At 64.6% G+C, this 24,309-nt stretch carries 22 protein-coding genes; 5 read left to right on the top strand and 17 right to left on the bottom strand.

What is annotated here, in order from left to right:
- Positions 1-11 precede the first annotated feature (11 nt).
- The 4 genes from CSC67_RS08215 to CSC67_RS08230 are packed head-to-tail and all read left to right on the top strand — an operon-like array spanning position 12 to position 3,208.
- Positions 12-779, top strand: a complete 768-nt coding sequence (locus tag CSC67_RS08215) for an ABC transporter ATP-binding protein (RefSeq protein ID WP_245220172.1) — start codon at positions 12-14, stop codon at positions 777-779.
- On the top strand, positions 752-1,531 hold the full coding sequence (locus CSC67_RS08220) for an ABC transporter permease (protein WP_118994033.1): 780 nt from the start codon (positions 752-754) through the stop codon (positions 1,529-1,531). Before CSC67_RS08215 ends, CSC67_RS08220 begins: the two co-directional genes overlap by 28 nt.
- Positions 1,528-2,298 (top strand): ABC transporter permease, encoded by a 771-nt coding sequence (locus CSC67_RS08225; protein WP_118994034.1) that lies wholly within the window; start codon positions 1,528-1,530, stop codon positions 2,296-2,298. Before CSC67_RS08220 ends, CSC67_RS08225 begins: the two co-directional genes overlap by 4 nt.
- A gap of 16 nt (positions 2,299-2,314) precedes the next feature.
- The gene (locus CSC67_RS08230; protein WP_118994035.1) at positions 2,315-3,208 is read left to right on the top strand and encodes an ABC transporter substrate-binding protein; all 894 of its coding nucleotides are present in this window, start codon (positions 2,315-2,317) and stop codon (positions 3,206-3,208) included.
- 5 nt (positions 3,209-3,213) lie between these two features.
- On the opposite strand, the gene CSC67_RS08235 is transcribed toward CSC67_RS08230, so the two are convergent.
- The 16 genes from CSC67_RS08235 to CSC67_RS08310 all read right to left on the bottom strand — a co-directional run bounded on the left by CSC67_RS08235 (position 3,214) and on the right by CSC67_RS08310 (position 23,044).
- On the bottom strand, positions 3,214-5,262 hold the full coding sequence (locus tag CSC67_RS08235; RefSeq protein ID WP_118994036.1) for a polysaccharide biosynthesis protein: 2,049 nt from the start codon (positions 5,260-5,262) through the stop codon (positions 3,214-3,216).
- Positions 5,252-6,448, bottom strand: a complete 1,197-nt coding sequence (locus tag CSC67_RS08240; protein WP_118994346.1) for a DegT/DnrJ/EryC1/StrS family aminotransferase — start codon at positions 6,446-6,448, stop codon at positions 5,252-5,254. The genes CSC67_RS08235 and CSC67_RS08240 overlap by 11 nt, the downstream gene beginning before the upstream one ends.
- A 17-nt stretch (positions 6,449-6,465) precedes the next feature.
- Positions 6,466-7,152 (bottom strand): acetyltransferase, encoded by a 687-nt coding sequence (locus CSC67_RS08245; protein WP_118994037.1) that lies wholly within the window; start codon positions 7,150-7,152, stop codon positions 6,466-6,468.
- Positions 7,149-7,745, bottom strand: coding sequence for a sugar transferase (locus tag CSC67_RS08250; protein ID WP_118994038.1), 597 nt, complete (start codon positions 7,743-7,745; stop codon positions 7,149-7,151). The genes CSC67_RS08245 and CSC67_RS08250 overlap by 4 nt, the downstream gene beginning before the upstream one ends.
- Positions 7,742-8,875 carry a glycosyltransferase family 4 protein gene (locus CSC67_RS08255; protein WP_209304298.1) on the bottom strand — a complete coding sequence of 378 codons (1,134 nt, stop codon included), beginning with the start codon at positions 8,873-8,875 and terminating at the stop codon, positions 7,742-7,744. Before CSC67_RS08255 ends, CSC67_RS08250 begins: the two co-directional genes overlap by 4 nt.
- Entirely contained in the window at positions 8,872-10,074 is a 1,203-nt protein-coding gene (locus CSC67_RS08260) for a hypothetical protein (protein WP_118994039.1), read from the bottom strand. The genes CSC67_RS08255 and CSC67_RS08260 overlap by 4 nt, the downstream gene beginning before the upstream one ends.
- A gap of 4 nt (positions 10,075-10,078) precedes the next feature.
- Entirely contained in the window at positions 10,079-11,458 is a 1,380-nt protein-coding gene (locus CSC67_RS08265) for a phenylacetate--CoA ligase family protein (RefSeq protein WP_118994040.1), read from the bottom strand.
- 14 nt (positions 11,459-11,472) lie between these two features.
- Positions 11,473-12,624, bottom strand: coding sequence for a glycosyltransferase family 4 protein (locus CSC67_RS08270; RefSeq protein WP_118994041.1), 1,152 nt, complete (start codon positions 12,622-12,624; stop codon positions 11,473-11,475).
- Positions 12,621-14,582: an asparagine synthase (glutamine-hydrolyzing) gene (gene asnB / locus CSC67_RS08275; RefSeq protein WP_118994042.1), complete on the bottom strand. Its 1,962-nt coding sequence runs from the start codon at positions 14,580-14,582 to the stop codon at positions 12,621-12,623. Before asnB ends, CSC67_RS08270 begins: the two co-directional genes overlap by 4 nt.
- Before the next feature lie 19 nt (positions 14,583-14,601).
- Complete coding sequence (locus CSC67_RS08280; RefSeq protein WP_118994043.1) at positions 14,602-15,777, bottom strand: glycosyltransferase; 1,176 nt, start codon at positions 15,775-15,777, stop codon at positions 14,602-14,604.
- A complete protein-coding gene (locus CSC67_RS08285) occupies positions 15,761-16,960 on the bottom strand; it encodes a polysaccharide pyruvyl transferase family protein (RefSeq protein WP_118994044.1) in 1,200 nt (399 codons plus the stop codon). The genes CSC67_RS08280 and CSC67_RS08285 overlap by 17 nt, the downstream gene beginning before the upstream one ends.
- Positions 16,961-16,997: 37 nt before the next feature.
- A complete protein-coding gene (locus CSC67_RS08290) occupies positions 16,998-18,470 on the bottom strand; it encodes a lipopolysaccharide biosynthesis protein (protein WP_118994045.1) in 1,473 nt (490 codons plus the stop codon).
- The gene (locus tag CSC67_RS08295; protein WP_118994046.1) at positions 18,471-20,702 is read right to left on the bottom strand and encodes a polysaccharide biosynthesis tyrosine autokinase; all 2,232 of its coding nucleotides are present in this window, start codon (positions 20,700-20,702) and stop codon (positions 18,471-18,473) included.
- A 25-nt stretch (positions 20,703-20,727) separates the two neighbouring features.
- On the bottom strand, positions 20,728-21,171 hold the full coding sequence (locus tag CSC67_RS08300; protein WP_118994047.1) for a low molecular weight protein-tyrosine-phosphatase: 444 nt from the start codon (positions 21,169-21,171) through the stop codon (positions 20,728-20,730).
- Position 21,172: 1 nt separating this feature from the next.
- Complete coding sequence (locus CSC67_RS08305) at positions 21,173-22,339, bottom strand: polysaccharide biosynthesis/export family protein (RefSeq protein WP_118994347.1); 1,167 nt, start codon at positions 22,337-22,339, stop codon at positions 21,173-21,175.
- A 147-nt stretch (positions 22,340-22,486) separates the two neighbouring features.
- The gene (locus CSC67_RS08310; protein ID WP_167752811.1) at positions 22,487-23,044 is read right to left on the bottom strand and encodes a transcriptional activator RfaH; all 558 of its coding nucleotides are present in this window, start codon (positions 23,042-23,044) and stop codon (positions 22,487-22,489) included.
- A gap of 509 nt (positions 23,045-23,553) precedes the next feature.
- On the opposite strand from CSC67_RS08310, the gene CSC67_RS08315 reads away from it, so the two are divergent.
- Positions 23,554-23,826: a hypothetical protein gene (locus tag CSC67_RS08315; protein ID WP_118994049.1), complete on the top strand. Its 273-nt coding sequence runs from the start codon at positions 23,554-23,556 to the stop codon at positions 23,824-23,826.
- Between the two features lie 25 nt (positions 23,827-23,851).
- Here CSC67_RS08315 and CSC67_RS08320 read toward each other — a convergent pair whose 3' ends face one another.
- Entirely contained in the window at positions 23,852-24,124 is a 273-nt protein-coding gene (locus CSC67_RS08320; RefSeq protein ID WP_118994050.1) for a hypothetical protein, read from the bottom strand.
- Positions 24,125-24,309 lie beyond the last annotated feature (185 nt).

A 24,309-nucleotide genomic window follows, 5' to 3' on the forward strand; every position in this document is an offset into this window, starting at 1 on the left:
AAATGACAGCCATGCGTACTTCAATTCTGGAAGCATGTGATATCACTCTTGAAGTCGGAGGAGGTAAAAGCCGGCGAGAGATACTAAGCACAACTAGTTTCTCTGTGAAGGATAACGAGTTTGTTTGCCTGGTTGGGCCGTCGGGCTGTGGAAAGACGACTCTTCTGCGGGCTATGGCAGGTCTGATGGAGCCAACATCGGGGACGATAAATTTTAACGGTCGTGAAATCAACACGCCGTCGCTCGATATCGCTTTTGTTTTTCAAGACTATGGAAGGGCGCTACTGCAATGGCGTACGGTTGCCGAAAACGTGAGTCTCGCACTGGAGGCTCGCGCGGTACCGAAGTCGGAGCATCGAGACCGGATTAACGTGCTTCTCAGGAAGATGCGGCTCGAGGAGCATTCCCAAAAATATCCATCGCAGCTGTCGGGTGGTATGCAACAACGCGTTCAAATCGCCCGCTGTCTGGCTCAGGAGCCTCGCGTTCTCCTCATGGACGAGCCCTTTGGAGCACTAGATGCATTTACCCGGCAGGATCTGCAAGATGAACTTCTACGGTTGTCACGCGAAGAGGGGCGCTCGATTCTGTTCGTCACACACGATATTGAGGAGGCGATTTACCTAAGCAACCGGGTCATCGCTTTAGCCGCGAACCCAGGGCGTATCGCCGAGATCGTCGACATTGACCTGCCTTATCCTAGAAATCAGTTGGCCACGCGCGAGAATCCTCGCTTTCTGGAATATCGAACATGCCTATACAAGCATCTTCACCATTGAGTCAGATATTGCTGGGCAGTCTGGTTCCCACCGTTGCTATTGTGGGTTGGGAAATAATGGCAAGGCTTGGTGCTCTACCTCCCGAGAGTTTCTCGATGCCAAGCGAGATAATTCTTGCGTGGATAAAAGCAATCCTGAACGGACAGCTTATTGTCCAGACGATGCAAACCGTGGCCTCTATGTTATTGGCGCTGGTTATAGCTATTTGCATAGGGGTGACTGGCGGCGTGCTGCTGGGATTGTCCCGTTCACTAGAAAAAATTTCATCGCTCACCATTGAGCTGCTGAGACCTATACCTTCAGTAGCGTTGATTCCCTTGAGCCTTTTGATATTTGGGTTTGGATATCGAATGAGCGCATTTACCGCAGCATTTGCGAGTGTATGGCCAATTCTGATCATGACGACGGACTCGATTCGCTCAACGGATCGAACATTGAAGGAAGTCGGCGCGCTTCTGCAGCTCTCATTCCTGGAGCGTACAAGAAGAATTACATTACCCGCGGCGGCGCCGGGGATCATGGTTGGAATTCGTGTGGCTGCGGGGATTGCCGTAGTGGTGGTGGTCACCACTGAGGTCGTGGCTAATCCAATAGGACTCGGTTATGGCTTAACCGTGGCGCAGCAATCGCTTCAAGCTGCTCTCGTCTGGGCTACCTTAATCTGGCTGGGCTTGATCGGCTGGCTATTCAATTATTCAGTTGCAAGCGCCGAAAGGCGCTGGTTGAGTTGGTATTGGGAGGTGCGTGCATGAAACAGCTGCGTTGGCCGGCTTTCAGCTTTACCTTTCTTGTACTCATTGCCTTAATGTGGCAGCTATGTGCGCAGTACGAATTGATTAACCCGCTTTGGTTTCCAAGCCCTCTGGATACGCTCCGGAGATTACAGTCGCTTGTTTTGTCGGGAGAAATGATCGTCTCTGTAGCAGAAACACTGCGCAGAATGATCACTGGCTTTCTGATTGCTTGCGTTGCTGGGGTATTGGCCGGCGGGGCAATAGCCTCTTCCGATTTGCTCCGAAAACTCCTCGAGCCGACGGTTGAGTTCTTAAGGCCTTTGCCGGCCTCTGCCTTGGTACCAGTAGTCATACTGGTGCTTGGCTATTCTGAAAGGATGATCATTGTCGTCGTGATTCTCGGCTCAATTTGGCCGATTTTGCTGGCTTCGATCCATGGCTTCCGATCACTTGACCCTAGGTTGCTGGAAGTCGCCGCGGTGCTTCAAATGGCGCCGTTGGCACGTGCGATAAAGATGCAATTGCCGAATGCCTTACCTCACATTTTCTCCGGTGTAAGAGTTTCAATTTCAATTGCTCTGATCGTCACCGTCGCGGCTGAGATGTTGTCATCTCAGCCTGGCGTCGGGTACCTGATGCTCATGGGAGCCCGCTCTTTTCAAAGTACGGAAGTGTTCAGCGGAATACTTGTACTCGGTGTGATCGGCTTGGTGACGAATGCGCTGCTTACGCGGCTTGAAATATTTTTTGTGAGCTGGCCAATCGATTCTCAGGCCGCCAATTAAACGAGATAGGCGCATCATGAATAATTCGATCAGACAAATCCAATTTGTTTCCCCTGCTCCTCTAGTTTGGGCTCAAGCCATCGGTTCATTTCAAGATCAGTCGCTGTCGTTGGACATGACTCAGACGGTCTCCTCAGAACAGATCGGGTCAGGACTCGCCGACGGAACTTGGGACGTGGGTGTCTGCGTAATGGACAATGTCATTGCATGGAATGACCAATACGATGCAAACCTGGTCATGCTTGTGCAGCTAGAGCGCTCTACTGAATTGAGCTTTGTTTCTACTGGTCATATTGGCACTTTGGCGCAAGCGGCGACAGAACCTATTGCGGTCGACGCCACGACCAATGGCTTTGTCTTGGTTCTCTATCGGGCTCTTACCACGATTGGAATCGATTGGAGATCTTGTCGCTTTGCCGAGGCCGGCGGAGTCCGGCATCGATTCGAATCGCTCATGCGGGGCGAATCGCACTCCACAATTCTCATACCTCCTTTCGACTCTCTTGCCGAAAAAGAAGGGTACAACGTGCTTTGGCGGGGCGTCGACATCGCACCGCATTATCCCGGCCAAGTGGTTGTCGCGAGACGGGAGTGGGTCGCTTCCAACAGAGACCTCGTACGTCGCTATGTGTCGGCACTTCTGATGGCCAATCGTTGGGCCTTATCCAGCGATAATGAAAATCTGGCGGTTTCCGCGCTTGTGAAAGCGGGCTACTCCATGATTGAAGCTCAGCGGAGAATAGAGTTTGCCGTATCCGATCTGGCGGTTTCCACGGATGGATGGAACGAGGTGCTCGCCTTGCGTAGGGAATGCGGACTAATGCCATTGCGAGAGCCGACATTCAAAACGGTTACGGACCAAGCCGCCCGAGTTGAGTTCGCGGAACGCGAAAGCACAGGCGGCCGCTAACTCCTTCAATCCGCCGCGGCGCTCGCCGCCTTCACGCCCCGCTCCCGATAAATCAGATCAACGATCTCGCCGCTGGCCTGGTAGCCGTCCACGAGCCGGTAGAAGAGCTGGCGCGAGCGGGGGTAGTCGTCGCTGCGGATGGCGCCGTCGAGTTCGGCCAGGGATTTCTTCAGCGCCTCCCAGGACAGGTCTTTTTCGTTGGCCCGCATGATCATGGGGTGGTCCGTGGGTGATACGTTGTCGCCGATCAATAGTTCTTCATACAGTTTCTCGCCGGGACGCAGGCCGGTGTATCGGATCTCGATGTCGCCGTCGGCGTTGCCGGCGTGGCGCACGCTCAGGCCCGACAGCTGGATCATCTTCTCGGCCAGCCTGGCGATCTTGACGGGCTCGCCCATGTCCAGCACGAAGACGTCGCCGCCCCGGCCCATGGAGCCGGCCTGGATCACGAGCTGGGCGGCCTCGGGTATGGTCATGAAGTAGCGCGTGATCTCCGGATGGGTGACGGTGACGGGTCCGCCCTGGCGGATCTGCTGCTTGAACAGGGGGATGACCGAGCCCGACGAGCCCAGCACGTTGCCGAAGCGCACCATGGTGAAACGGGTGCGGTTGTCGACGGCGTCGTCGCGCTTGCCGTACAGGACCGGGCGTGCTTCCTTGGCCAGGGCCTGCAGCACCAGTTCGGCCATGCGCTTGGTGCCGCCCATGACGTTGGTGGGGCGCACGGCCTTGTCGGTGGAGACCAGCACGAAGTTGCTTACACCGGCGCGCAGCGCGGCCTGCGCCGCGTAGAGGGTGCCGAAGGTGTTGTTGACGATGCCTTCGGCGATGTTGTTCTCGACCATGGGCACGTGCTTGTAGGCAGCGGCGTGGTACACGGTATCCACATGCCATGCGTCCATGACGTCCAGCAGGCGGCTGGGGTTGCGCACCGAACCCAGCACGGGCACGATGCGTATCGCCAGTTTGGCATGCCGGACGTGCTCTTCGAGCTCGCGCTGGATGGCGTACAGGCCGAACTCGGAGTGCTCGAACAGGATCAGGGCGCGGGGCGTACGGCGCACGATCTGCCTGCACAATTCAGAACCTATCGAGCCGCCCGCTCCGGTCACCATGACGACCTGATCGTCTATGCAGCGGCCGAACAGGGTCTGGTCCGGCGCCACGGGCTCGCGCCCGAGCAGGTCGTCGACACGTACTTCGCGCAGGTCTTCGACCTGGACTCGGCCGGAGGCCAGGTCCATCAGCCCGGGCAGGGTGCGGACCGGCACCGAATGCGACGCCAGCATGTCGATGATCTCGTTGCGGCGCGTACGGGACGCCGACGGAATGGCCAGCAGGATCTCCTGCGCGTCGGTGTCGCGCAGCATGAAGTCGAGCTGGTCCGGCGAATACACCTGCAGGCCGGCCATCAGGCGGCCGGCCAATTCTTTGTTGTCGTCCAGGAAGCCCACCGGCAGCAGTTCGCCGCCCAGGCGCAGGGCCTGCAGCAGCTGGTTGCCGGCGGCGCCGGCGCCGTAGATCACCACCCTGGGGCGTTCTTCCTTGCGGCGGCCGCCGTTGGGTATGAGGGGCAGGGTGTCTTCGCCGAACTGCACATTGTTGAAGTAGTGGCGCACCAGCACCCGCAGGCCGCCGATGAACAGCAGGCTGAGCAGCCAGTAGATGACGATGGTCGAACGCGGCACGATGGCGGGCGAATCGCCATACAGGTAGACGACGGCGGCCAGCAAGGCGGCCGCGGCGGTCACGACGCGGCCGATGGCGGTCAGGGCCTGGGGGCCCAGGTAGCGCATGACGGTGCGGTACAGGCCGCAGCGCAGGAACAGGGGGATGGCGGTCAGCGGCGCGGCGGTGAACAGCCAGGCGTGGGCGCCGAAGGGCTGGACGATGCGGGCATCGCCCAGCCGTATGACAAAGGCCAGCCACAGCGCCAGCCAGATGAGCAGCACGTCCACGGCGATCTGCAGCATGCGCTTGCTGCGCGGGGACAGGCGCAGCAGCCGTTCCCGCAGCGCATGGCTATGGACGTGCAGGATTCGTTCACTGTCCATGGTGGATTTCCGATGTCGACGCGTGGCGCATGACTTCGGCCAGCGCCACGCAGGTTTGCGTGATTTCATGTTCCTCGAGCGTGGGATGCACCAGGAACATCAACGAGGTCTCCCCCAGTTCGTGGGCCACCGGAAGGGGTTGGGCCGGGCGCCACCCCGTGCCGTCGAAGGCTTTTTCCAGGTAGACCTCGGAGCACGAGCCCTGATAGCAGGGCACGCCGCGCGCCGTGATCTCGTGGATGATGCGGTCGCGGTTCCAGTCTTCGGCCAGGTTTTCGGGCTCGATGAAGACGTAGCACTTGTAGGCGGCATGCTGGCAGTAGCCCGGCACCCTGGGCGCGCGCAGCCCCGGAATGCGGCGCGCCGCGTTCCATATGCGCCGGGCGTGCGCCAGCCTGCGCTCGTGCCATTCGGGCATGCGCTGAAGCTGGATCCGGCCGATGGCGGCCTGGGTCTCCTGCATGCGCCAGTTGGTGCCGAAGCTCTCGTGCAGCCAGCGAAAGCCCGGAGGGTGCTCGCGCTCGTAGACGGCATCCCAGCTTTTGCCGTGGTCTTTGTACGCCCAGATCTTGCGCCATAGCGCCGGATCGTTGGTGGTGACCATGCCGCCTTCGCCGCCCGTCGTCATGATCTTGTCCTGGCAGAAGGACCAGGCGCCGATGTCGCCGATGGAGCCGACCGGCCGGTTCTTGTAGCGGGCGCCGTGGGCCTGGGCGCAGTCCTCGATGACGGCCACGTCGTGGCTGTGGGCAAGCTCCATGATGGGGTCCATGTCGCAGGGCCAGCCGGCCAGGTGGACGCAGATGACGGCCCGCGTGCGCGGCGTGAGCGCGGCCGCGATCGACGCCGCCGTGAGGTTTTGCGAATCGCGGTCGACATCGGCGAACACGGGTGTCGCACCCGTGTGCACGATGCATGACGCCGAAGCCAGGAAGGTGCGCGGGGTGACGATGACTTCGTCGCCCGGGCCGATGTCCAGCGCCATTAGCGCGGCTTCGAGTGCCTGGGTGCCGTTGCCCAGCGCCACGGCGTGGGCGCAGCCGGCCCAGCTGGCGAATTCCGTTTCGAACCGGCGGCATTCCTGGCCGGTCCAGTAATTGACCTTGTTGGAAAGCAGTACGTTGCCGACGGCCTGCACTTCCTCGTCGGTGTAGCTGGGCCAGGGCGAAAAAGAGGTATTGAGCATGGTCTTTACGCTGATGTTCAAGAGTGTCGGGAGGGGTGTCCGGGCGCGGCGCCAAGGCTGTCGGGCGCTGCGGGATGTCGCAGGGGCCGGGAACGCGCAGGCGTGCCGACGGCGACCATGGCGTCCGCCACGTTGCGGATCACCGTGGCCCCGCTGCCTATGGTGCTGTCGCTGCCTATATGGATCAGGTGATTGATATTGGCGCCTATGCCGACCCAGCTTCGCTGGCCGATGTGCACGCCGCCGCCCAGGCCGGCGTTCGGGCCGATGTGCACGTAGTCTTCCAGCACGCAGTCGTGTTCGACCGTGCAGCCGGAGTTCAGGATGACGCCGGCGCCTATCTGCGCGCCCGCATTGACGATGGCCCGGGCGAATACGGCGCATCCGGCGCCCAGGCTGGCGTAGCGGCTGACGATGGCGGTGGGATGGATGACGCAGGCCAAGGGCGCGCCCGCCTCGCGCAGGCGCTGCTGCAGCATGGCGCGGAGCCGGTTGTCTCCGATGCCGACGATGACGCCGTCGTATTCGTCCAGGCGCTCCAGCAGCAGCGCCATGTCGCCGCGCAGCGCCCAGGGCCCGTTCCGGGCGCCCAGGCGGGGCCAGGCGTCGTCGTAGAATTCGACGTTCGACCAGCCGCCGGTTTGCGCGGCATCCGCAATGACGCGGCCATGGCCGCCGGCGCCCACGATGGCCAGGTTCTTCATCGTTCGTCTCCCATGAACTCGCGCATCGTCGCTTCGCCCTGGGCGCTGACGCCGCGCCGGCTCAGGACCAGGCGCACGGTCATCGCCAGTATCTTCATGTCGAGCCAGAAGCTGCGGTGGTCCACGTACCACACGTCCAGTTCGAATCGCTCGTTCCAGTCCACGGCGTTGCGGCCATGGACCTGGGCCCAGCCGGTGAGGCCGGGCCGCACTTCGTGGCGCCGCCGCTGGGTCTCGCTGTAGCGGGGCAGGTATTCCATCAGCAACGGCCGGGGGCCGACCAGGCTCAGGTCGCCCTTGAGCACATTCCACAGTTCGGGCAGTTCGTCCAGGCTGGTGGCGCGCAGCCATCGGCCGAAGGGTGTCAGGCGTTCGGCGTCTGACAGCGGCCGCCCCTGTGCATCGCGCGCGTCCCGCATGGTGCGGAACTTCAGCATGGTGAAGGGCTTGCCATCCAGGCCGGGACGCTGCTGGCGAAAGAACACCGGCCGTCCCATTTTCAAGGCGACCAGCAGCGCCGCGCCCGCGAGCACCGGCGCCAGCAGCAGCAGGGCCAGGGCGGAGGCGATGATGTCGAACACTCTCTTTGTCATGCCGTCTCCGGGACGATACCCATTTCTTTCAGCATGGCTTGGTTGACCTTGTGCACGTCGTACTTCTCCTGGGCGATGGCGCGCGAGCGAGCGCCCATGGCGGCCACTCGTTCCGGCGCGTTGAGCAGGCTCTCCATCGCCTCCGCCAGCGCGTCCACCGAGCGGGGCGGGACCAGGACGCCGTTGCCGCCTTCCTCGACGGTTTGCCGGCAGCCGGGCGCATCGGTGGTGATGATGGCGCGGCCCATGGCCATGGCCTCCAGCACCGTGCGGGGCGTGCCTTCCCGGTAAGAGGGCAGCACGTAGACGCTGCAGTCGGCGATGGCGGGGCGCACGTCCTGCAGCCGGCCGAGAAAGCGTATGTCGCCCCCAGCCGACCACTTCTCGAGCTCGGCCTTGGCGATGGCGTCGGGGCTGTCGTCTATCCAGCCGGCCAGGCTGAAGGTGCAGCCGGGGTGGGCGGCGCGCAGGCGCGCAGCCGCGGCCGCATATTCGCGTACGCCCTTGTCGCCCAATAGCCGGGCGATCAGCAGGAAATGCGCCGTTTTCGGCAAGGGCGCCACTTGGTATCTGTTCAGGTCCACGCCCGATCCATTCACCACTCGACTGACCTGGCTGGTGGAAAGAATGTTCAGGGACCGGAACAGGGCTTCGTCGTCCGGATTCTGGAAGAAAGTGAGATGCGCCTTGCCCAGGCCGGCCCGGTACAGGCCCTGTGCGATCGACCGCAGTGTGTTGCGACCGGAATCCTGGTGGCCCTGGAAGGCGTAGCCCAAGCCGGTGATGAGCGCATAGCGGCGCGGCACGCCGGCCAGCCAGGCGGCCAAGGTGCCATAGATGACCGGCTTGATCGTATAGGCCAGCGTGTAGTCGGGGCGTACTCGGCGCATCAGGCGCCAGAGGCCGGCCATGCTGCGCAGGTCGGCCAGGGGGTTCATGCCGGTGCGCCGCAGGGGAATCGGATGCGCGCTCATGCCGCGCGCCTCCAGGGCGTCCCGCATGGGCGAGCCCGGCGTCAGGCCCGGGGCGGCTACGTGCACGTCCAGCCCGCTTTCCCGCAGGGCGTCCAGCAGAGCGCCCCTGAACTGAAGAATGGAGTCCGCAAAGCCGGCGATCAGCAGAAACTTCATGGCTTGATCATCCCCGGATGGGGCGCCGCGGGCGCCAGCGTGCTGCGGGACTTCATCCGGATGCGGACCGACGACTGGCGCGACCGGCCCAGCAGCGAGATGAACAGGTAGATCAGTATCGGTGTGAACATCCATTTCTGCCGCACGGCAATGCCCAGGTTGGCCGTGGTGATGGCCAGGATCAGCCAGGTCAGAAGGCAGTAGAACCACATGAAGGCCCGGTTGCCGGCCAGCTTGTGCCGCCGCCTGAACATCTGGCCGGAGGCGGCGATGGCCAGGAAGATCAGCACTACGTTGTCCATGGACGCCGCCAGGGCGAAGATGCTGCCCGCTTCGAAGGGCAGCGGCCGGAACAGGTAGCTGAACAGCTGCAGGGGCAGGCTCATCGAGGCGATGTCGACGCTGCTGCCGCCTTCTGTGTTGAGGGACTGCCGCTGCTCGACGTAGTTCATGATGTCGTCGGCTCCGCTGGCGTCGCCCAGGCCGGCGTAGGTCAGGGCGAAGGGCACCATGGCGGCGGTGGCCGCCAGGGCCGCCGTGCCGAGAAACAGCCGCTGCCCCAGCGGCAGGCGGCGCTGCAGGACCAGAGAGCCCGCGAGGGCGATCACCATGATGCCCGCGATGTGCGGCCTGACGAGCGCCATGATGAAGATGGCCGACGCCAGCAGCACGAAGCGCCGGCCCATGTTCAGGGTCGCGAACAGCGCCAGCGCGGCGGCCAGGAAGGCCAGCGCATCCTTGCCCAGGGCCGAGGACCAGAAGCTGATGGAAGGCAGCAGCACGATGAGGGTGGCGAACCTGCGCAGCAAGCGGGACTTGTCCGCCGTGGCCGCCTGCAGGCTGGCGTCGAAAGCGATCAGGCCGATGCCGCCGAATATATTGAACAGCAGGCAGGCGCCCAGGAAAGACAGGTCGAGGCCGGTGACGAAGACGGTGGCGATGTTGACCACGGCGCCCGTGCCGAAGGGCGCCATGAATTCGCCCTGCTGGGCCTTCATGTAGTAGACCAGGGCGTCCGCGCCGTTTTCCACCGCATAAAGCGAATAGGCCAGGCAGAACAGGGAATGCCAGGCGTAGAGCATCATGGCGCGGCTGCGTCGTACGCCCAGCATCCGGCCCGCTTTCAGGGCCAGCAGCAGGCCGATCAGGTTGACCAGAACGGCGCTGGCCAGCTGCAGGGGGGAGCCGATCAGTTCCATGCCTTCAGCCTTCCTGTGAAAGCGGACGCATCGCGTCCGGAGAGAGCCGGTTCTTGACGATGCGGAATTTGCCGCTGGCTTCGCGCGGAATCGAGTCGGCCTGCTCCAGCTTGATGCGCATGCCCTGGCCCAGCCGCAGCGCCATGGCGTGCAGGAAGCGGTTGCGCTGTTCGGGCGTGAAGCGCTCGTTGGCGACCACGGTGACGTCCACCGCGTCGGGTTCGTCCTGCACGATCTGGAAGCAGATGATCCCTTCGGCGTCCTTGGTGCAGTTGCTGATGTTGCCCAGGTTGACCTTGCCGTTCTCGGGCGACCAGACGAAGTCGGCGCTGCGCCCGTCTATGTGCCGGACCACCGGAAAGCACGAGCCGCAGGGGCAGCGGTAGTCGTCCGGCGCCAGGCTGATGCGGTCGCCTATGCGGTAGCGGATCAGCGGCGTGCCGCGCGTGGTGAAGGGGGTGACGAGAATCTCGCCCTCGCGGGCGGGCCGCATGTTCTCGTCGACCACTTCGAAGACGCCCGTCAGCGGATGGATGTGCAGGGAGCCCTCGGGGCATTGCAGGATGAAAGGGGCGCCTTCCGAGGCCGCATACTGGTCCACCACGCGGCAGCCCAGCATCTGGGGGATCAATTCCCTGTGCATGGGCAGCACCGTCTCGGCGGTGGGGAAAAACGTATCGACCTTGCCCTGGTAGCGCAGCCCGCGCTCCTGCGCCAGCGCGCACAGGTCCAGCACGCTGGACGGAAAGCCCACGATGTAGTCCGGCTGGAAAGCCTGCAGAGCCCGCCAATAGGCGTCGAAATGCTGGGCGCCGATGTGGAAGGTGGAGAAGAAGCGGATCTTGTTGATGTGGTCGTCGCGCCAGACGCGGCCCGATTCCAGGTCGGACGGGCGCACCAGACTCTTGCCGCTGAACCAGGCTACCTTGCGGCCCAACTGGTATCCATAGCGCGCCCGGAAGTGGTCCTTGAGGGCGAAGCGCTCCTGCATGTCTTCGGGGTGGTAGATGACCTTCATGGAGGCGCCGGTGGTGCCTCCGGTCAGGCTGACGATGCCCTGGCTTTCATCCAGCGTGCGTATGCGGTCCATATTGGCCAGGAGTTCCTCTTTCTCGAGGACCGGAAACTCATGCAGGGCCTTGCCGCGGTGCCGGGCATACCAGGGGGATTTCTCGGTCGCCCATTGCAGGAACAGCGCCTGCCGCCGCGCGGCTTCCCGCGCCACTTCCTCGGGGCCCGCCCGTTCGAAGTCGCTGTAATAGCGCTGCCACGCCTTGTATCGGCCTCGGTGCCTTTGCCGGTAGAGGTGGGTGTTGTAAAGGCTGATGCCGGCGTCCTGCACGGCGACCGGCGCGTACTTCATGATCAGTTCTTTCAATGCCATCGTTCACCTTTTGATCAGGAGGGCCGGGACATGGCGGTCCGGTAAAGTGATTCGAATCGCCCGACCGAATGTGCGAGCGTGAAGTGCTCGGCGATGCGTCGCCTGGCTTCCCGGCCCATGGCCCTCCGTTCGGACTCGTCGAGTTCCGCCATGCCGGCCATGCTTTGGGCCAGGGCCGCCGTGTCGTCCGCGGGTACCACCCGGCCCGTGCCGCCCAGCAGGCGCGCCGCATCGCCCACGTCGGTGGCGATGCAGGGCAGCCCCACGCACATGGCCTCGCCCAGCACGTTCGGAAAGCCCTCGGTACGCGAATGCAGGCAGAACACGTCCATGGCGCTGAGGCAGCCGGCGACGTCGCTGCGCTCGCCCAGCAGGAAGAAGCGCTCGGGGTGTCCCGTGGCGGCGATCTGCCGGGAAAGGGCCTGGTTCTCGTGGGACAGCTCGCGCCCCACCATGAGGAAGCGCAGTTCGGGGCGCCGTTGCAGCGCAGCCTGGGCCGCGCGCACGAAGCCGTGCTGGTCCTTGGCCGCGCTGTAGCGGCCCAGCGAGCCCACCACCACCTCTTCCGGAGCGATGCCCAGTTCGGCGCGCAGTGCATTGCGCGCCGGCTTGGAATACGTGAAGGCTTCGGGGTCGTAGCCGTTGTGGATGACCTCCATGCGCGATCGATCGTAGCCCGCGCCGGCGTGGACTTCGAGCGCCGAGTCCGCTACGCACACGATGCGCCAGGGCAGGTGGCGCGACGCGATGGCGCAAGTGCGCCGCACGGCCCGTTTCAACCGGGTGCCGCCGGCCTCGAAGTGCGAGTTCCGGATGCCCCAGAGAATGTGCCGGATGCCCAGCCGTCGTCCCGCCAGGCCGCCAAGCAGGTCGGCGTAGTACATCCAGCACTGCAGCACGTCGGGCCGCTGCGCCCGCAGCTGCCGTTCGAGACGAACGTAGGTGCGCGGCGCATCGCGCAGCGAGCGCATGCCCAGGGCGGTCACGGCGATGCCGCTGGCCTCCAGGCGGGGGCCCAGCACGCCCTTGCTCGTCAGCGAGATGACGCGGTGCCGGAAGACCGGGCTGCCCCGGTGGGCTTCGATCAGGCGGTGCAGAAAGCGCTCGGCTCCGCCCACGTCCAGGCCGACGATCACGTGGGTGATGTGTATGGGAGCCGTCGTCATGCCTGCTGCTCCTGCAGCCATGATTGAAAGGCCAGCACGCACCACAGGCGCGAGGAATGGTCCTGGTCGCCTTCCTGGTGCTGTTGCCAGGCGCGCCGTATCGGAGCCGCCTCCAGATAGCCTTCGCGGGCGATGCGTCCCGGCTCGATGAGGGCTTCGGCCCAGTCCCGCAAGGGTCCGCGCAGCCAATCGGCCAGCGGTATGGAAAAGCCCTTCTTGGGCCGCTCCATGAGCGCTCTGGGCACGTGCCGATAGAGCAGCTGGCGCAGGGGCCACTTGCCCTCGCCGTGGCGGATCTTCCAGCCCAAAGGCATGCGCCAGGCCAGCTCCACCACGCGATGGTCGAGCATGGGCACCCGCACCTCCAGGCTGTGCGCCATGGCGGCGCGGTCGACCTTGACCAGAATGTCGTCCGGCATGTACATGCCGGCGCTGGCCGCCATCATGTAGTGCTCGAAGCAGTCCGTTCCGGACAGGGGGGCGGGGTCCGACAGCAGCGTGGGCGCTTCGCTGGAACCGCGCACGAGCTGTTCGGGCCGGACCCAATGGCTGCTGAGCCGGCGATAGAACTCGCGCTGGTCCGGCGAGGAAAGCAGGGTCGAGAGCTTGTGCAGCTTGTCGCCGTCCAGGCGGCGCCCCGGCCCGCTGAGCCCCGAGCTGCGCAGCCGGCCCAGCACGGCATCCCAGCCGGAGGGCGCCACGCGGGTCAGGACCGAGGTGGTGATGCCCCGCAGCGGCGCCGGAATGCGCTGGATGCGGCGCCATAGTCCCGGCGCGAAACGAAAGGTGTTGTAGCCCCCGAAAAGTTCATCGCCGCCGTCTCCGCTGAGCGCCACGGTGACGTGCTCGCGGGTCAGCTTGCTGACCAGCAGGGTGGGAATCTGCGAGCTGTCCGCAAAGGGTTCGTCATAAACGCCGGCCAGCGTCGGAATCACGGCCAGCGCGTCTTCGGGGCGCACGTAGAGCTCGGTGTGCTCGGTGCCCAGGTGCCTGGCGATGGCCGCCGCGTGCGGCGCCTCGTCATAGCGCTGGTCGTCGAACCCTATGGTGAAGGTGCGCACCGGGCGCGCGCTGCGCGCCTGCATCAGGGCCACCACGACGCTGCTGTCTATGCCTCCGCTCAGAAAGGCGCCCAGCGGGACGTCGGACAGCATCTGGCGCTGCACGCTTTGTGAAAGCTGCCGTTCCAGGGCGTCGACCGCTTCTTCCGGGGAGCCTTCCAGGGGATTGTCCAGCCCGGCCGATACGGCGCCGGCTATCGTCCAGAAGGGAGTGGGGCGAGCCGTGCGCGCCTTCTCGGGCCGATCCAGGGGAAGGGTCAGCCAGTGCCCGGGCGGCAGCTTGCAGACGCCTTGATAAATGCTGTGCGGCGATGCGATGTAGCCGTGCCGCATGAAGGAGGCCAGCGCGGCCCGGTCCACGTCCGCCCTGAAAGCCGGGTGCCGACGCAGGGCCTTGAGCTCGGAGCCGAAGATCAGCGTGCCGTCCTGCCATGTCCAGTACAAGGGCTTTTCGCCCAGGCGGTCGCGCGCCAGGATCAGTTGCCGGTCCCGGCGGTCCCACAGGGCCAGGGCGAACATGCCGGTTGCCGCCTTCAGCATGGCCTCCACGCCCCAGGCGCCGGCGCAGGCCAGCAGGGTCTCGGTGTCGGAGTGGCCGCGCCAGTCGGGGGCGCGGCCTTCTTCGCGCAGGCGCTCGCGCAGTTCGAGGTGGTTGTAGATTTCACCATTGAAGGCAATGACGTAGCGCTGATCCTGCGACAGCATCGGCTGGTGTCCCGCCCGCGACAGTTCCAGCACGGAAAGCCGTCGATGGGCCAGGGCCAGGCCGCAGCGCTCATCGATCCAGACGCCGGCGTCGTCGGGACCCCTGTGCGTCAAGGCATCCGCCATACGGGTGGCGATGCCGCTCGGTGAGTCATTGCTTGCAAGAGAGTGGAAGCCGGTCAGGCCGCACATGGTGTTCCTTGGATACGTTTCAACGGGGCGCCGTGGCGCATGGAAGCAGAAGGGGCAGGTAGGCGTCGATCACGCGGTCGACGCTGAAGTCCTGGGCGCGGCGGCGCACGTCCGGCCGATGCTCGTCCTGCAAGGTCCGGTCCACGGCCTCGGCCAGGCCCTCCGCGTCGCCGACGGATACCAGCCTGCCCCAGCGCCCGTCCGCCAGAATCTCTTCGGGGCCGCTGGGGCAGGCTGTGCTGACCACGGGCGTGCCGCAAGCCATGGCCTCGACCAGCACGTTGCCGAAGCCTTCCCAGCGCGAGCTCAGCACGAACACGGCGGCGCGGCTCATCCAGGCGTAGGGATTGGCCTGGAAGCCGGCCAGCAGCGCGTCGGCGCGATGCGGCAGGCCGTCGATCTGCGTTTGCAGTTCGGCCCGCTGCGCACCTTCTCCAAGAATGATCAGCCGCGCGGGGCGTCTTTGGCGCAAGAGCGAAAAAGCGTGGATGAGGGTGGAGAAGTCCTTCTCCGGGCTCAGGCGGCCGGCTGCGATCACCACGGGCGGTTCGCCGGGCGCGAACCAGGGATGATCGAGCGGCTCGCGGGCCTTGGCCGCCAGGGCCTCGGTTTCGATGGGGTTGTGGCGCGTATGGACCAGAGCGGGATCGATGCGCAGCGTGCGCGCCAGGTCCTGCGCGACGCCGTCCGACACGGCGACGATGGCGTCGGCCTTGGCATAGGCCGGGCGCATGAGCCAGGGCAGGCCGCGCGCCAAGACGGGCTTCGAGGCGGCCAGCAACTGGCTCAGGTTGGCATGCTCCGTGAACACCAGGCGGGTCGGCGCGCCGGACAGGCGCCGCGCCCAATAGGCGATCACATTGACGTAGTTCATGGCCGACACCAGGGTGGCGGGACGTTCGTTGCGCAGATAGCGCGCAAGAGGCCACAGCGCCTCGAGCGAGCGGCCTCCGCCCAGTCCCACGATGCGCACCTGCCGCGAAACGTCGGCCAGGTATACCCCCGCCTCGCGCGCCAGCACCAGGTCGACGTCCAGGCCCCTGGCGGCGAGGCCGTTGGCCAGCGACACCATCACGCGTTCCGCGCCGCCGCCATGCAGCGAGGGAATGAAGAGCGTGATCCGGCCGGCGGGCGATGCGACCGCCGCCTTCTCCATGGGCAGAGTCATGGCGGCGGAATCAGGCATTGGTGGCATGGCGGAAATCCCGGTCCAGGACCCGGCGTATCGGCTCCAGCCGCGCCGGGGTCTCGTCCAGCATCGAAGCGATGAGTTCGCGCGCGGGGCGCTTCGGAAATTCTTCCAGCGCAACGCAGGCCTTGCGCTTGCCGCAGTAGGTGAACATCTGCAGGACCTTGGGGTCCCATTCGAAGCCCACCACCGGCACGTCCAGCGCCATGGCGGTGACGGCGGCATGCATGCGGTAGGCGGCCAGCGCCTTGTAGCCGCCGACTCGCAGGATCAGATCGGCCGGCGAGCGGATGGAGGTGCATACCGACAAGCCGGGATACTTCGGAGACAAGGCCTGCCACAGGTCGCGCGCAAAATCATTGTCGACCTCGGAGCCGTTGGAAAAAATCTCGATGTGGTCGGCGCCGATCTTCGCCGCCAGTTCGCCGACCAGGGCATCCCACCACCGCATGGCATAGGACGGATCGGCCATGGGGTGTTCGGGAGTGACCATCTTCAGGACCGAGGGAGCGATGACGCCCAGGCCCACGGTTTCGGTCCGGCCGGTCGGCGCATCGCCGCGTTCCAGGTACAGGCCGCTGTCGAAGCTGCAGATGATCTTGTGGCCGGACTCCTCTTCGCCGATCTCCTTGATGAGCGAGTAGGTGTTGCCGTCCCGGCAGACGACGCATTCGACGGCGTCCGACTGGATGATGCGCGCCATGATCTGCCGTCCCAGCCAGCTGTAGCGCTTGCCGGCGCCCACCGAGAACAGCTTGACCGGCACGCGATGCCGTTCGCACTGCTGCACGATGCGCAGGATGAGCAGCGGAAAGTTCAGGAAGTTGTCCATCAGCAGATTGCCCCCGCCTATCACCACTTGCTGGTAGCGCTGGACGTCATAGCCCGCGGCGATGGAGCGGTAGCGCGTGAAATAGAACAGCAGCGCGATGGCATAGTTGACGAGTTCGACCCGCAGCAGCGCTGCCCGCGCCTTCTGCAGGAAGGAGGGCGGCCGGGCGGCGGTGCCTGCGCTTCGGGCGTCGGCTGTGCCGGCCGCCGCCGGCCCGGCGCCGGGGGTGCCGCCGTAGAAGTCGCGGAACGCGGCGGGAAGACCGTGCTCAAAACACAGCTTCTCGATCGCCATCCTGATGATGCCGTCGCCCACGTTGCGCGATGAGTATTCGCCGATGAACAGGGTCTGTTTCATTGAGTCGCCTCGTTCGGGCTGGAATAGGGAAAGCGGTTCATGTCCGGGTCTCCGCCATCTTCCTTGCGGAGCCGCGACGCCAGGCGCGCAGCTTCTCCCGCAGGAACAGGTAGCCGGCTACCTGGCCCAGATGGCTCAAGAGCAGATACAGCAGGGCAAAGCAGGCGGCGCCGGCCAATGCATGCCAGGCGGGGGGCAGCGAGGCCGCCTCCATCAGCCATGCCGTCCCGGCCGCGGCCAGTGCTGCGGCGGCCACGGGCTCCAGGATGTCGCGCAGCTGGGCGCGCCAGGTATAGCCGATCAACTTCGCGCTGCAATGCATGTAATAGACGCTGGACAGCGCCGCCGCCACGATCTGGCCCGCCACGATGCCGATCAGGCCGAACGGAATCGACACCGCCAGCAGCGCCAGGTGGATGGCCTTCTTCGTCATGCCGGTATAAAGCGCCAGGTCCGTCCTGCCCCGCACCTTCAGCATGTTGAAGTTGACCGTGTGGATGGGCAGCAGCACGCCGGCCAGACAAAGCAGCTGCAGATAGGGGACGGACGGCGCCCAGCGCGCATCGAAGGCGATCGTGAACAGCGGGTCGGCCAGCACGGTGATCAGCAGCAGGGCGGGCGCCGTAATGTAGAACAGCAGTTGCAGAATGAGGCGGTACATGCGGCGCAGCCCGTCCAGTTCGTCCTGCAGCTGGGCCATGGCCGGATAGGTGGCCTGCTGCACGGCGCTGTTGAGCTGGTCGACGATGAGATCGCGTATGCGCTTGGCGAAGTAGTACAGGCCCGTGGCCTCGGCGCTGAAGAGGCGGCCGATCACCAGCACGTAGGAGTTCTCGTACAGCACGTTCAAGGTGCTTTCCAGCGTCAATTTGGAGCCGAACCCGAACATGCGCCGGAACGACGGCATGCTGAAGCGCAGATTGGCCCGCCAGCTTCCGGCCAGCCAAAGCAGCGCCGTGGACACGGCGGCCGAGATCATGAATTGGGCCACCAGGCTCCACACGCCCAGGCCGGCGTAGGCCATCAGCACGGCCAGGGTTCCCGCGACCAGGGTGGCGGTGGAGTTGATGCGCATCAGGGCTTTGAAATCCATGGCCCGGTTGAGCAGCGCAAGCTGCACGACCTTGAACGCATTGATGAACAGCACCAGCCCCATGACGCGGATGAGCGGGACCAGTTCGGGCTGCTCGTAGAAGCCGGCGACCCAGGGCGCGCAGGCAAAGAGCGCCAGGTAGATCGCCAGGCTGAAGGCCAGGTTGGTCACGAAGGCGGTGGACAGGTCGATGTCCTCGAGCTCCTTCTGCCGGATGATGGCCTGGCCGAAGCCCGAGGTCATCAATACGTCCGCCAGGGCGTAGCAGATGGCGATCATGGCCATCAGCCCGAAGGCATCGGGCGGCAGGAAGCGCGCCAGGAAAAGGGTGAACACCACCGAGGCGCCCCGGCTCACCACCATATTGGCCAGGTTCCATGCGATGCCGTGGCCGACTCGACTGCCCAGCGTGCTCACTTAGCCGTCCTTGGAGCCGTACTCATATTGCGTATACCGATAGCTGCCGTACTTGCTTCCGTAGCGGCGGCTGGTGGCGGACAGGTCGTTGAAGATCACGCCATTGATCCGCGCGCCCGACTGGCGCAGCCGCTTGGCGGACTCTTCCAGTTCGCCCAGAGTGGTGACTTCGGCCCGCGCCAGCAGGAACACCGCGCCCGCATGCGAGGCCAGGGCCATGGCGTCGGAGACGGCCAGTATCGGGGTCGTGTCCAGCAGCACGATGTCGTAGCGGCCCGCCAACGCCTCGAGCGCCTTGGGCGCGGCGGGCGAAAGCAGCAGTTCGGCGGGATTCGGAGGCAGCACGCCCGTGGCGATCAAGTCCACATTGGGCAGGACTTCGCGCCGTATGGCTTGCTCGGCGCTTATCGCTCCGCTGATGAGTTCGCTCAGTCCGCGGGCGCGCTCCTGGCCGAAATACTGATGCACATAGCCTTTGCGCAGGTCGGCGTCCACCAGCAGCACCCGCTTGCCGGCCGCGCCCAGGACGGCGGCGAAGTTCACGCTCGTGAACGACTTGCCTATGCCGGGCGTGGGGCCGCTGAACAGCACGATGTTGTTGGGAGCGTCCAGCATGGCGAACTGCAGGGCGGTGCGCAGGCTGCGCAGGCTCTCGACCGCCGGATCCCCCGGAGAAGTGCTGGCCAGGACGTGATTGCCCGCCTGGCGTCCTGTGATCAGACGATGCAGATCGGTCTGGCGGGTGGTGTGCGGCACGGTGGCGAAGACGTTCAGGCCCAGGGTGGACTCGATGTCGGCCGGATCCTTGATGCCGGGGCGCATCATGTTGCGCAGGAAGGCGGCGCCCACGCCCAGGATCAGGCCCAGCAGCAGGGCCACGGACAGCACCAGGGGCTTGTTGGGCTTGATGGGCCGGCTCGGTTCGACGGCCTGGTCCACCACCCGTACATTGCCGATCTTGCCTTCCTTGACCAGGCGCAACTGCTGCGCGCTGTTCAGCAGATTGACGTAGAGCTCGCCGTTGACCTTCACGTCCTGCATGAGGGTCAGCAGGCGCTGCTCCAGGTCGGGCAGGGCGCTGATCTTGCGCGAGAGCTCTTCGATTTCCTTCTTGACCGCGGCAATCTGCCTGTCCACCACCTGAAGCGTGGGATGTTCGGCCGTGTACAGCGACGCCAGTTCGCGCCGCTTCTGTTCCAGGGCGAAGAGCTGAGACTGCAGCTCCACCGACGTATTCAGGGACAGCGAGCCCTCGGTACCCAGATCGAAGGTGCCGTGTTCGTCGCGGAAGGCGGTGTAGCGGTCGGCGGCCTCGTCCATCTTCGCCTTGAGCTCGGGCAGGAAGTCGTCCAGAAAGTCCAGCGACTTTTCGGCCTCGGCGGCCTTGCGTTGTATGTTCTGCTCGACGTAGGCCTGGCCGATCGCATTCAGGATGCGGGTGATGCGCTTCGGGTCCGTGCCTGCCAGCACGGCGGAGAGCACGCCCGACTGCTTGCCCTTTTCGGAAATCTCCAGCGAGCCCTGCAGGTTTTTGATCATGGAGATGCGCGATTGGCGGCTGACGATGAATCGCGCGCCCGGCTTGGCCCGCAGTTCGGCGATGCGGATGCGCGCGGGCTCGCCCTGGAGTTCGAACGGCAGGAGTTCGCCTACCTTGCCTTCGGCCAAGACTTTCTCGTCGGGTCCCTGCAGACTGTATCCGTCCGCGGTGGCGATGACGTAGAGGCTGGTGCCTTCGAGTTCGTCGGGCATGTCCAAGCGATCGAGCTGGATGGATTCCGCGCCCCATACATAGCCCTTCAGGCCCGGGAAGCCGGGGTTGGACAACGAGCCCGAGCGCGATGCCAGCCATCTGCCGATGAGCGGCAGATAGTCCGGGCGGGCGTTCAAATGAAGCCTGAGGTTGTCGACCGCCTGGCCGACCACCAGCCGAGACCGGAGTATTTCGATCTCGGCCGAGGCGGGCGACTGCACGTTGAACAAAGCCGCCATTTCGCTCAGGGCGTTGGCCGTGGTGGGGTCGTTCTGCTCCACCTGTATCAGGCTGTCCGCCTGGTAGACCGGCTGGCTCAGAAGGGCGTACAGGATGCCGAAGAACAGCACGGCGGCGGTAATGGCGGCGATCAGCCAGCGCGCTTCGATGACGACGTCGAGCAGGCCAAGCAGATCCATTTCGTCCCTGTCCTGCTGGTCTGCGAGGCTGGGAGGCATGTCTTGGGTGGATGGATTCATGTTGGTCTTTTGGTGTTGGCGGGCCTTAACCGATTTGGCGCAGGCGTTGGGCCCAGTTGTCCACGCCGCGCTGAATGGCGGCATGGGCCTGTTCGAAGGCTTCGCGGGGGCACTGATAGGGGTCGGCGACCTCGAAGGGGCTGCCGCCGGGCGTCTCGCCCAGGCAGCGGATCTTGCCCCGGGCCAGGGGATAGCGCGATGCCAGTTCACGTTGCTGGTCGCTTTCCATGACCAGGATCAGGTCGGCGCCGGCGCACATGGCCTCGGTGATCTGCCGGGCGCGGTGGCCGGACAGGTCCAGGCCGTGGTTCTGGGCGATTTCCTGCGCCGTGGCGTGCGCCGGGCGGCCCACCATGGCGGCGATGCCCGCCGAATGGACGGCCTTTTCCGGAAAGTGCCGTTTGAGCAGGGCCTCGGCGACCGGGCTGCGGCATATGTTTCCTATGCAGACGAGCAGAATGGTATTCATATCAGCGGGTGGTGTTGCGGGTGTTGATGAACAGCGAGTTGTAGCTGGGCAGCAGGTTGCTGATGAAGCGGTTCCAGCGCACGACCGACGCCGGATCCACGTACACGACGTCCCGCGGCTTGAGCTGGAAGTCGTTGGCCAGCACGAAGGCGGTCGGCGAGCTGGCATCCAGGTGATAGATTTCGGGCAGGGCGTTCTCGCCGCCCATTTCGTGCGGCACTTTGCGCACGACATAGATCTGGCCGGGGTTCGACGTCCAGGGGTCCGGTCCGCCCGCTTCGCCCAGCGCTTCGGTCAGAGACAGTCGGCCATCGTGCAGCGGCATGGCGCGCGGCGTCCAGACTTCGCCCATGATGAATACCTGCGTCTCGTCCTGGTTGAGCACGCGCAGCAGGTCGCCGTTGGCGAGCAGCAGACGGTTGGGATTCACGCCTTGGCGAGTCAAGTTGGGCAAGTCTATGCGTATGGTGCGGTCTGCGCGGGTCAGCTCGATCGACGAGCGGTCCGCCTCGGGACTGAATCCGCCCGCGCGATTGATGGCCTCGGGCAGCGTCATGGGCACGTCGTCCAGCGTCTGCAGCCCCGGTACCCGCACTTCGCCGTCCACATAGATGCGGCCGTTGCGATAAGCCTGGACGCGGACGGTGACCTGCGGGTCCTGCACGAATTTGGACAGGCGCCGCGTCAGCAGCTCCCTGGCCTCGTTCTCGGTCAGGCCCGCGATCTTGATCGGGCCGATGAAGGGAAACTGTATGGTCCCGTCGGGATTCACGTTATAGCCGTTGCCGACGTCGGCCTGGGTGGTGGAACCCATGCTGCGGTTCGAGGTGGCCGGCGTCAACCCCAGTTCCGGGTGGCCCCACACCACGATGTTGACGATGTCGTTGCGGCCGATGCGATAGGCCTTGCGGGTGCCGAAGAGGCTCTTGATGTCTTTGCCGACTCCTTGCGCCGAGGCTTTTCGCTGCTGGGCGATCAACTCTGCGGTGATGGGAGTCAGGGCGCCTGCCGGAGCCGCGTCGGCCGCGGCGGCTTCCTGATCCTGGTCGGTCTGCATGCGCATGCCCGGTGCCATGGCGCAGGCCGAGAGCAGCGCCGAGGCGCCGAGAATGGCAAGGAGGGACCGCCAACCGGAGGCCGGGACGTATTCGGGAGTCGAAGTCGTCATCAAAAGGTCTTTGTGATGAAAAAACAGGGCGCGCGGGCCGGCGGACAATAGCTACCGCAATGTTTGTCGCGTTCCGGCGTCAAACATGAGGGAGGTCCCGCCGCCCGGCGGCGAATCTGGTTGTGGGCGCCGCATGGCGGCGCGGGGTCAGGCGAGCTCCAGCTGCCGGGGCTCGACCTTCACGGAATGCTGACGGCCCAGCAGGGCCAGCAGCACGATGACGCGTTTGGACGAAACGGCCTGGACCAGGCCCTCCAGGCCTTCCAGGGCCGGATCCTTGAGGCGCACACGGCTGCCCGGCTGGATCATTCCTATGACGTGGGGTTCAGCCCGGCTGCGCCAGGCTTCATAGCGCCGGATGGCATCCAGGCGCTCATCCGGCATGGTGGCCAGCTCGTCGCCGAACGACACCAGGGAATGGATGCCGCGCGTCGAACGCAGCGGCGCGAGCGATTGGCCGGCGCGCGCGGGCTTTACAAAGAGATAGCGGGGAAACATGGGTTCGCGATGCTCGGCGGGCCCTTCCGCCGCCGAGGCGGCGCGCTTCACGATCCGGTACATGGGCAGATAGGTTCGAAAGCCTTGTCGCTCTGCGTTATCCCGGGCCACGCTTTCCTGGCGGGGCTTGGTATACGCCACGACCCAGGGTAGCGGATCGTCGTACGGTCGTTGTCGAGGCGCGAGGTCTGGACTTTCAATCGTCACTCTTATTCTCCTTGCGTGTTGCCGCTCCGCGGAAAGCCGCAGGAGCAGCAGCCAATTTATCATCGGCCCCGGAGGCGCCTGTAACAAACAGCGTGTGTTTACAACGGAAAAGCCCCGAAAACGGACTGCAGAAGGCAAGGACTCTTATGCAGTTATTTCGCGCCCTTATGACAAAAAGGCGAAATGGGGCGGACGAGGTTGTTACGTGCCGGCGCCATGGCGCCGGGGCGGGCGCCAACGCCGCCGAGATCGCCGCAAACGTGATGCTGTCGCGATCTTGCGACGCTTTGTCCGCAGCGCCGCGGCGACGCGCGGCAAGCGTTCCATGTGACAGCGGGTGTATGGTATTCTGTGGAAAAGAAACGATATGTCACGCGCGGAAAAGAACGCGTCACAAGGCTGTCAAAAGCCGGCCGGTACGGCTCGGCTCGCATTGGTTGCGTATTGTTGCGCAAGCTATGCTTTGGTAGCCCGCCACGCCGCCTTTTCTTTTTTTCGGGTTGCAAGCCATGCTCATTACCCAAAAGACCTATCCCGCTTCCGTCCATCCCGAGCTCAAGAACGCCATGCGCGCGCACCTCATGCGTTTATCGCTACATTTTCTGGCCGGTGTCGTCCTGGGCGTATTTCTGCTGCCCGAGGGCGCAAGCGTCGTGCTGGCCGCCGCGGCGGCGGCCGCGGGCGCCAAGGCCTTTTACGATTATCTCAATCGAGGCCTCGATCTTCCCTCCTGTATCAGCGTGGTGGCCGGAGCCCTGGCCGTCTTGCTTGCCACCAGCTAGAGCGCGCCGTCAATAGATAACAGCGCTAGGCGATGCCCGGCGCGCCTTCGGGGCCCGCCTTGGAAGCGGCCTGCTCCGACTCTTCCATGAAACCGGCAAGCAGTTCCCTTGCCACGTCCGCCTGGTCCATTCTTACCAGCAGCACCTGCGCATTCAGGCTTGTTGAAACCGGCCCGGGATACATGGTGCTGAATGCGCCTCCCTGCATGACGAAATCGATGCCGTAGGCCTGCATCATGGATGCAATGACGGCGGCTTCGGACTCGGAGCGCGGCGTGTAGACGGGGGTCATGTCCATGTCTTCTCCTGGAGCGCTGGCAAGCGGTTCCCCATATTAGCCCGGCCGGCCGCCCAGCGCGGAAGATCGGCATGCAGGAAAACCCTCGGGTGAATGCCGGCGTCTTGAATCGGCGAAGGTAAACGGCTTTAATCGGGAAGTCGTTTTCGCCGGCCGCGGGCGCGGCCGCGCTTTCAATAACCAAG

The organism is Pusillimonas caeni (genome assembly GCF_003545815.1).
Classification (GTDB): domain Bacteria; phylum Pseudomonadota; class Gammaproteobacteria; order Burkholderiales; family Burkholderiaceae_B; genus Pusillimonas; species Pusillimonas caeni.

What these genes read in the sequence shown, in the direction of transcription:
- CSC67_RS08315 (WP_118994049.1), top strand. Translation starts at nt 23,554, where the DNA reads ATGCTCATTACCCAAAAGACCTATCCCGCTTCCGTCCATCCCGAGCTC.
- CSC67_RS08270 (WP_118994041.1), bottom strand. Translation starts at nt 12,624, where the DNA reads ATGACGACGGCTCCCATACACATCACCCACGTGATCGTCGGCCTGGAC.
- CSC67_RS08320 (WP_118994050.1), bottom strand. Translation starts at nt 24,124, where the DNA reads ATGGACATGACCCCCGTCTACACGCCGCGCTCCGAGTCCGAAGCCGCC.
- CSC67_RS08220 (WP_118994033.1), top strand. Translation starts at nt 752, where the DNA reads ATGCCTATACAAGCATCTTCACCATTGAGTCAGATATTGCTGGGCAGT.
- CSC67_RS08215 (WP_245220172.1), top strand. Translation starts at nt 12, where the DNA reads ATGCGTACTTCAATTCTGGAAGCATGTGATATCACTCTTGAAGTCGGA.
- CSC67_RS08280 (WP_118994043.1), bottom strand. Translation starts at nt 15,777, where the DNA reads ATGCCACCAATGCCTGATTCCGCCGCCATGACTCTGCCCATGGAGAAG.
- CSC67_RS08305 (WP_118994347.1), bottom strand. Translation starts at nt 22,339, where the DNA reads ATGACGACTTCGACTCCCGAATACGTCCCGGCCTCCGGTTGGCGGTCC.
- CSC67_RS08260 (WP_118994039.1), bottom strand. Translation starts at nt 10,074, where the DNA reads ATGGAACTGATCGGCTCCCCCCTGCAGCTGGCCAGCGCCGTTCTGGTC.
- CSC67_RS08295 (WP_118994046.1), bottom strand. Translation starts at nt 20,702, where the DNA reads ATGAATCCATCCACCCAAGACATGCCTCCCAGCCTCGCAGACCAGCAG.
- CSC67_RS08285 (WP_118994044.1), bottom strand. Translation starts at nt 16,960, where the DNA reads ATGAAACAGACCCTGTTCATCGGCGAATACTCATCGCGCAACGTGGGC.
- CSC67_RS08240 (WP_118994346.1), bottom strand. Translation starts at nt 6,448, where the DNA reads ATGCTCAATACCTCTTTTTCGCCCTGGCCCAGCTACACCGACGAGGAA.
- CSC67_RS08230 (WP_118994035.1), top strand. Translation starts at nt 2,315, where the DNA reads ATGAATAATTCGATCAGACAAATCCAATTTGTTTCCCCTGCTCCTCTA.
- CSC67_RS08255 (WP_209304298.1), bottom strand. Translation starts at nt 8,875, where the DNA reads ATGAAGTTTCTGCTGATCGCCGGCTTTGCGGACTCCATTCTTCAGTTC.
- CSC67_RS08250 (WP_118994038.1), bottom strand. Translation starts at nt 7,745, where the DNA reads ATGACAAAGAGAGTGTTCGACATCATCGCCTCCGCCCTGGCCCTGCTG.
- CSC67_RS08225 (WP_118994034.1), top strand. Translation starts at nt 1,528, where the DNA reads ATGAAACAGCTGCGTTGGCCGGCTTTCAGCTTTACCTTTCTTGTACTC.
- CSC67_RS08265 (WP_118994040.1), bottom strand. Translation starts at nt 11,458, where the DNA reads ATGGCATTGAAAGAACTGATCATGAAGTACGCGCCGGTCGCCGTGCAG.
- asnB (WP_118994042.1), bottom strand. Translation starts at nt 14,582, where the DNA reads ATGTGCGGCCTGACCGGCTTCCACTCTCTTGCAAGCAATGACTCACCG.
- CSC67_RS08235 (WP_118994036.1), bottom strand. Translation starts at nt 5,262, where the DNA reads ATGGACAGTGAACGAATCCTGCACGTCCATAGCCATGCGCTGCGGGAA.
- CSC67_RS08300 (WP_118994047.1), bottom strand. Translation starts at nt 21,171, where the DNA reads ATGAATACCATTCTGCTCGTCTGCATAGGAAACATATGCCGCAGCCCG.
- CSC67_RS08245 (WP_118994037.1), bottom strand. Translation starts at nt 7,152, where the DNA reads ATGAAGAACCTGGCCATCGTGGGCGCCGGCGGCCATGGCCGCGTCATT.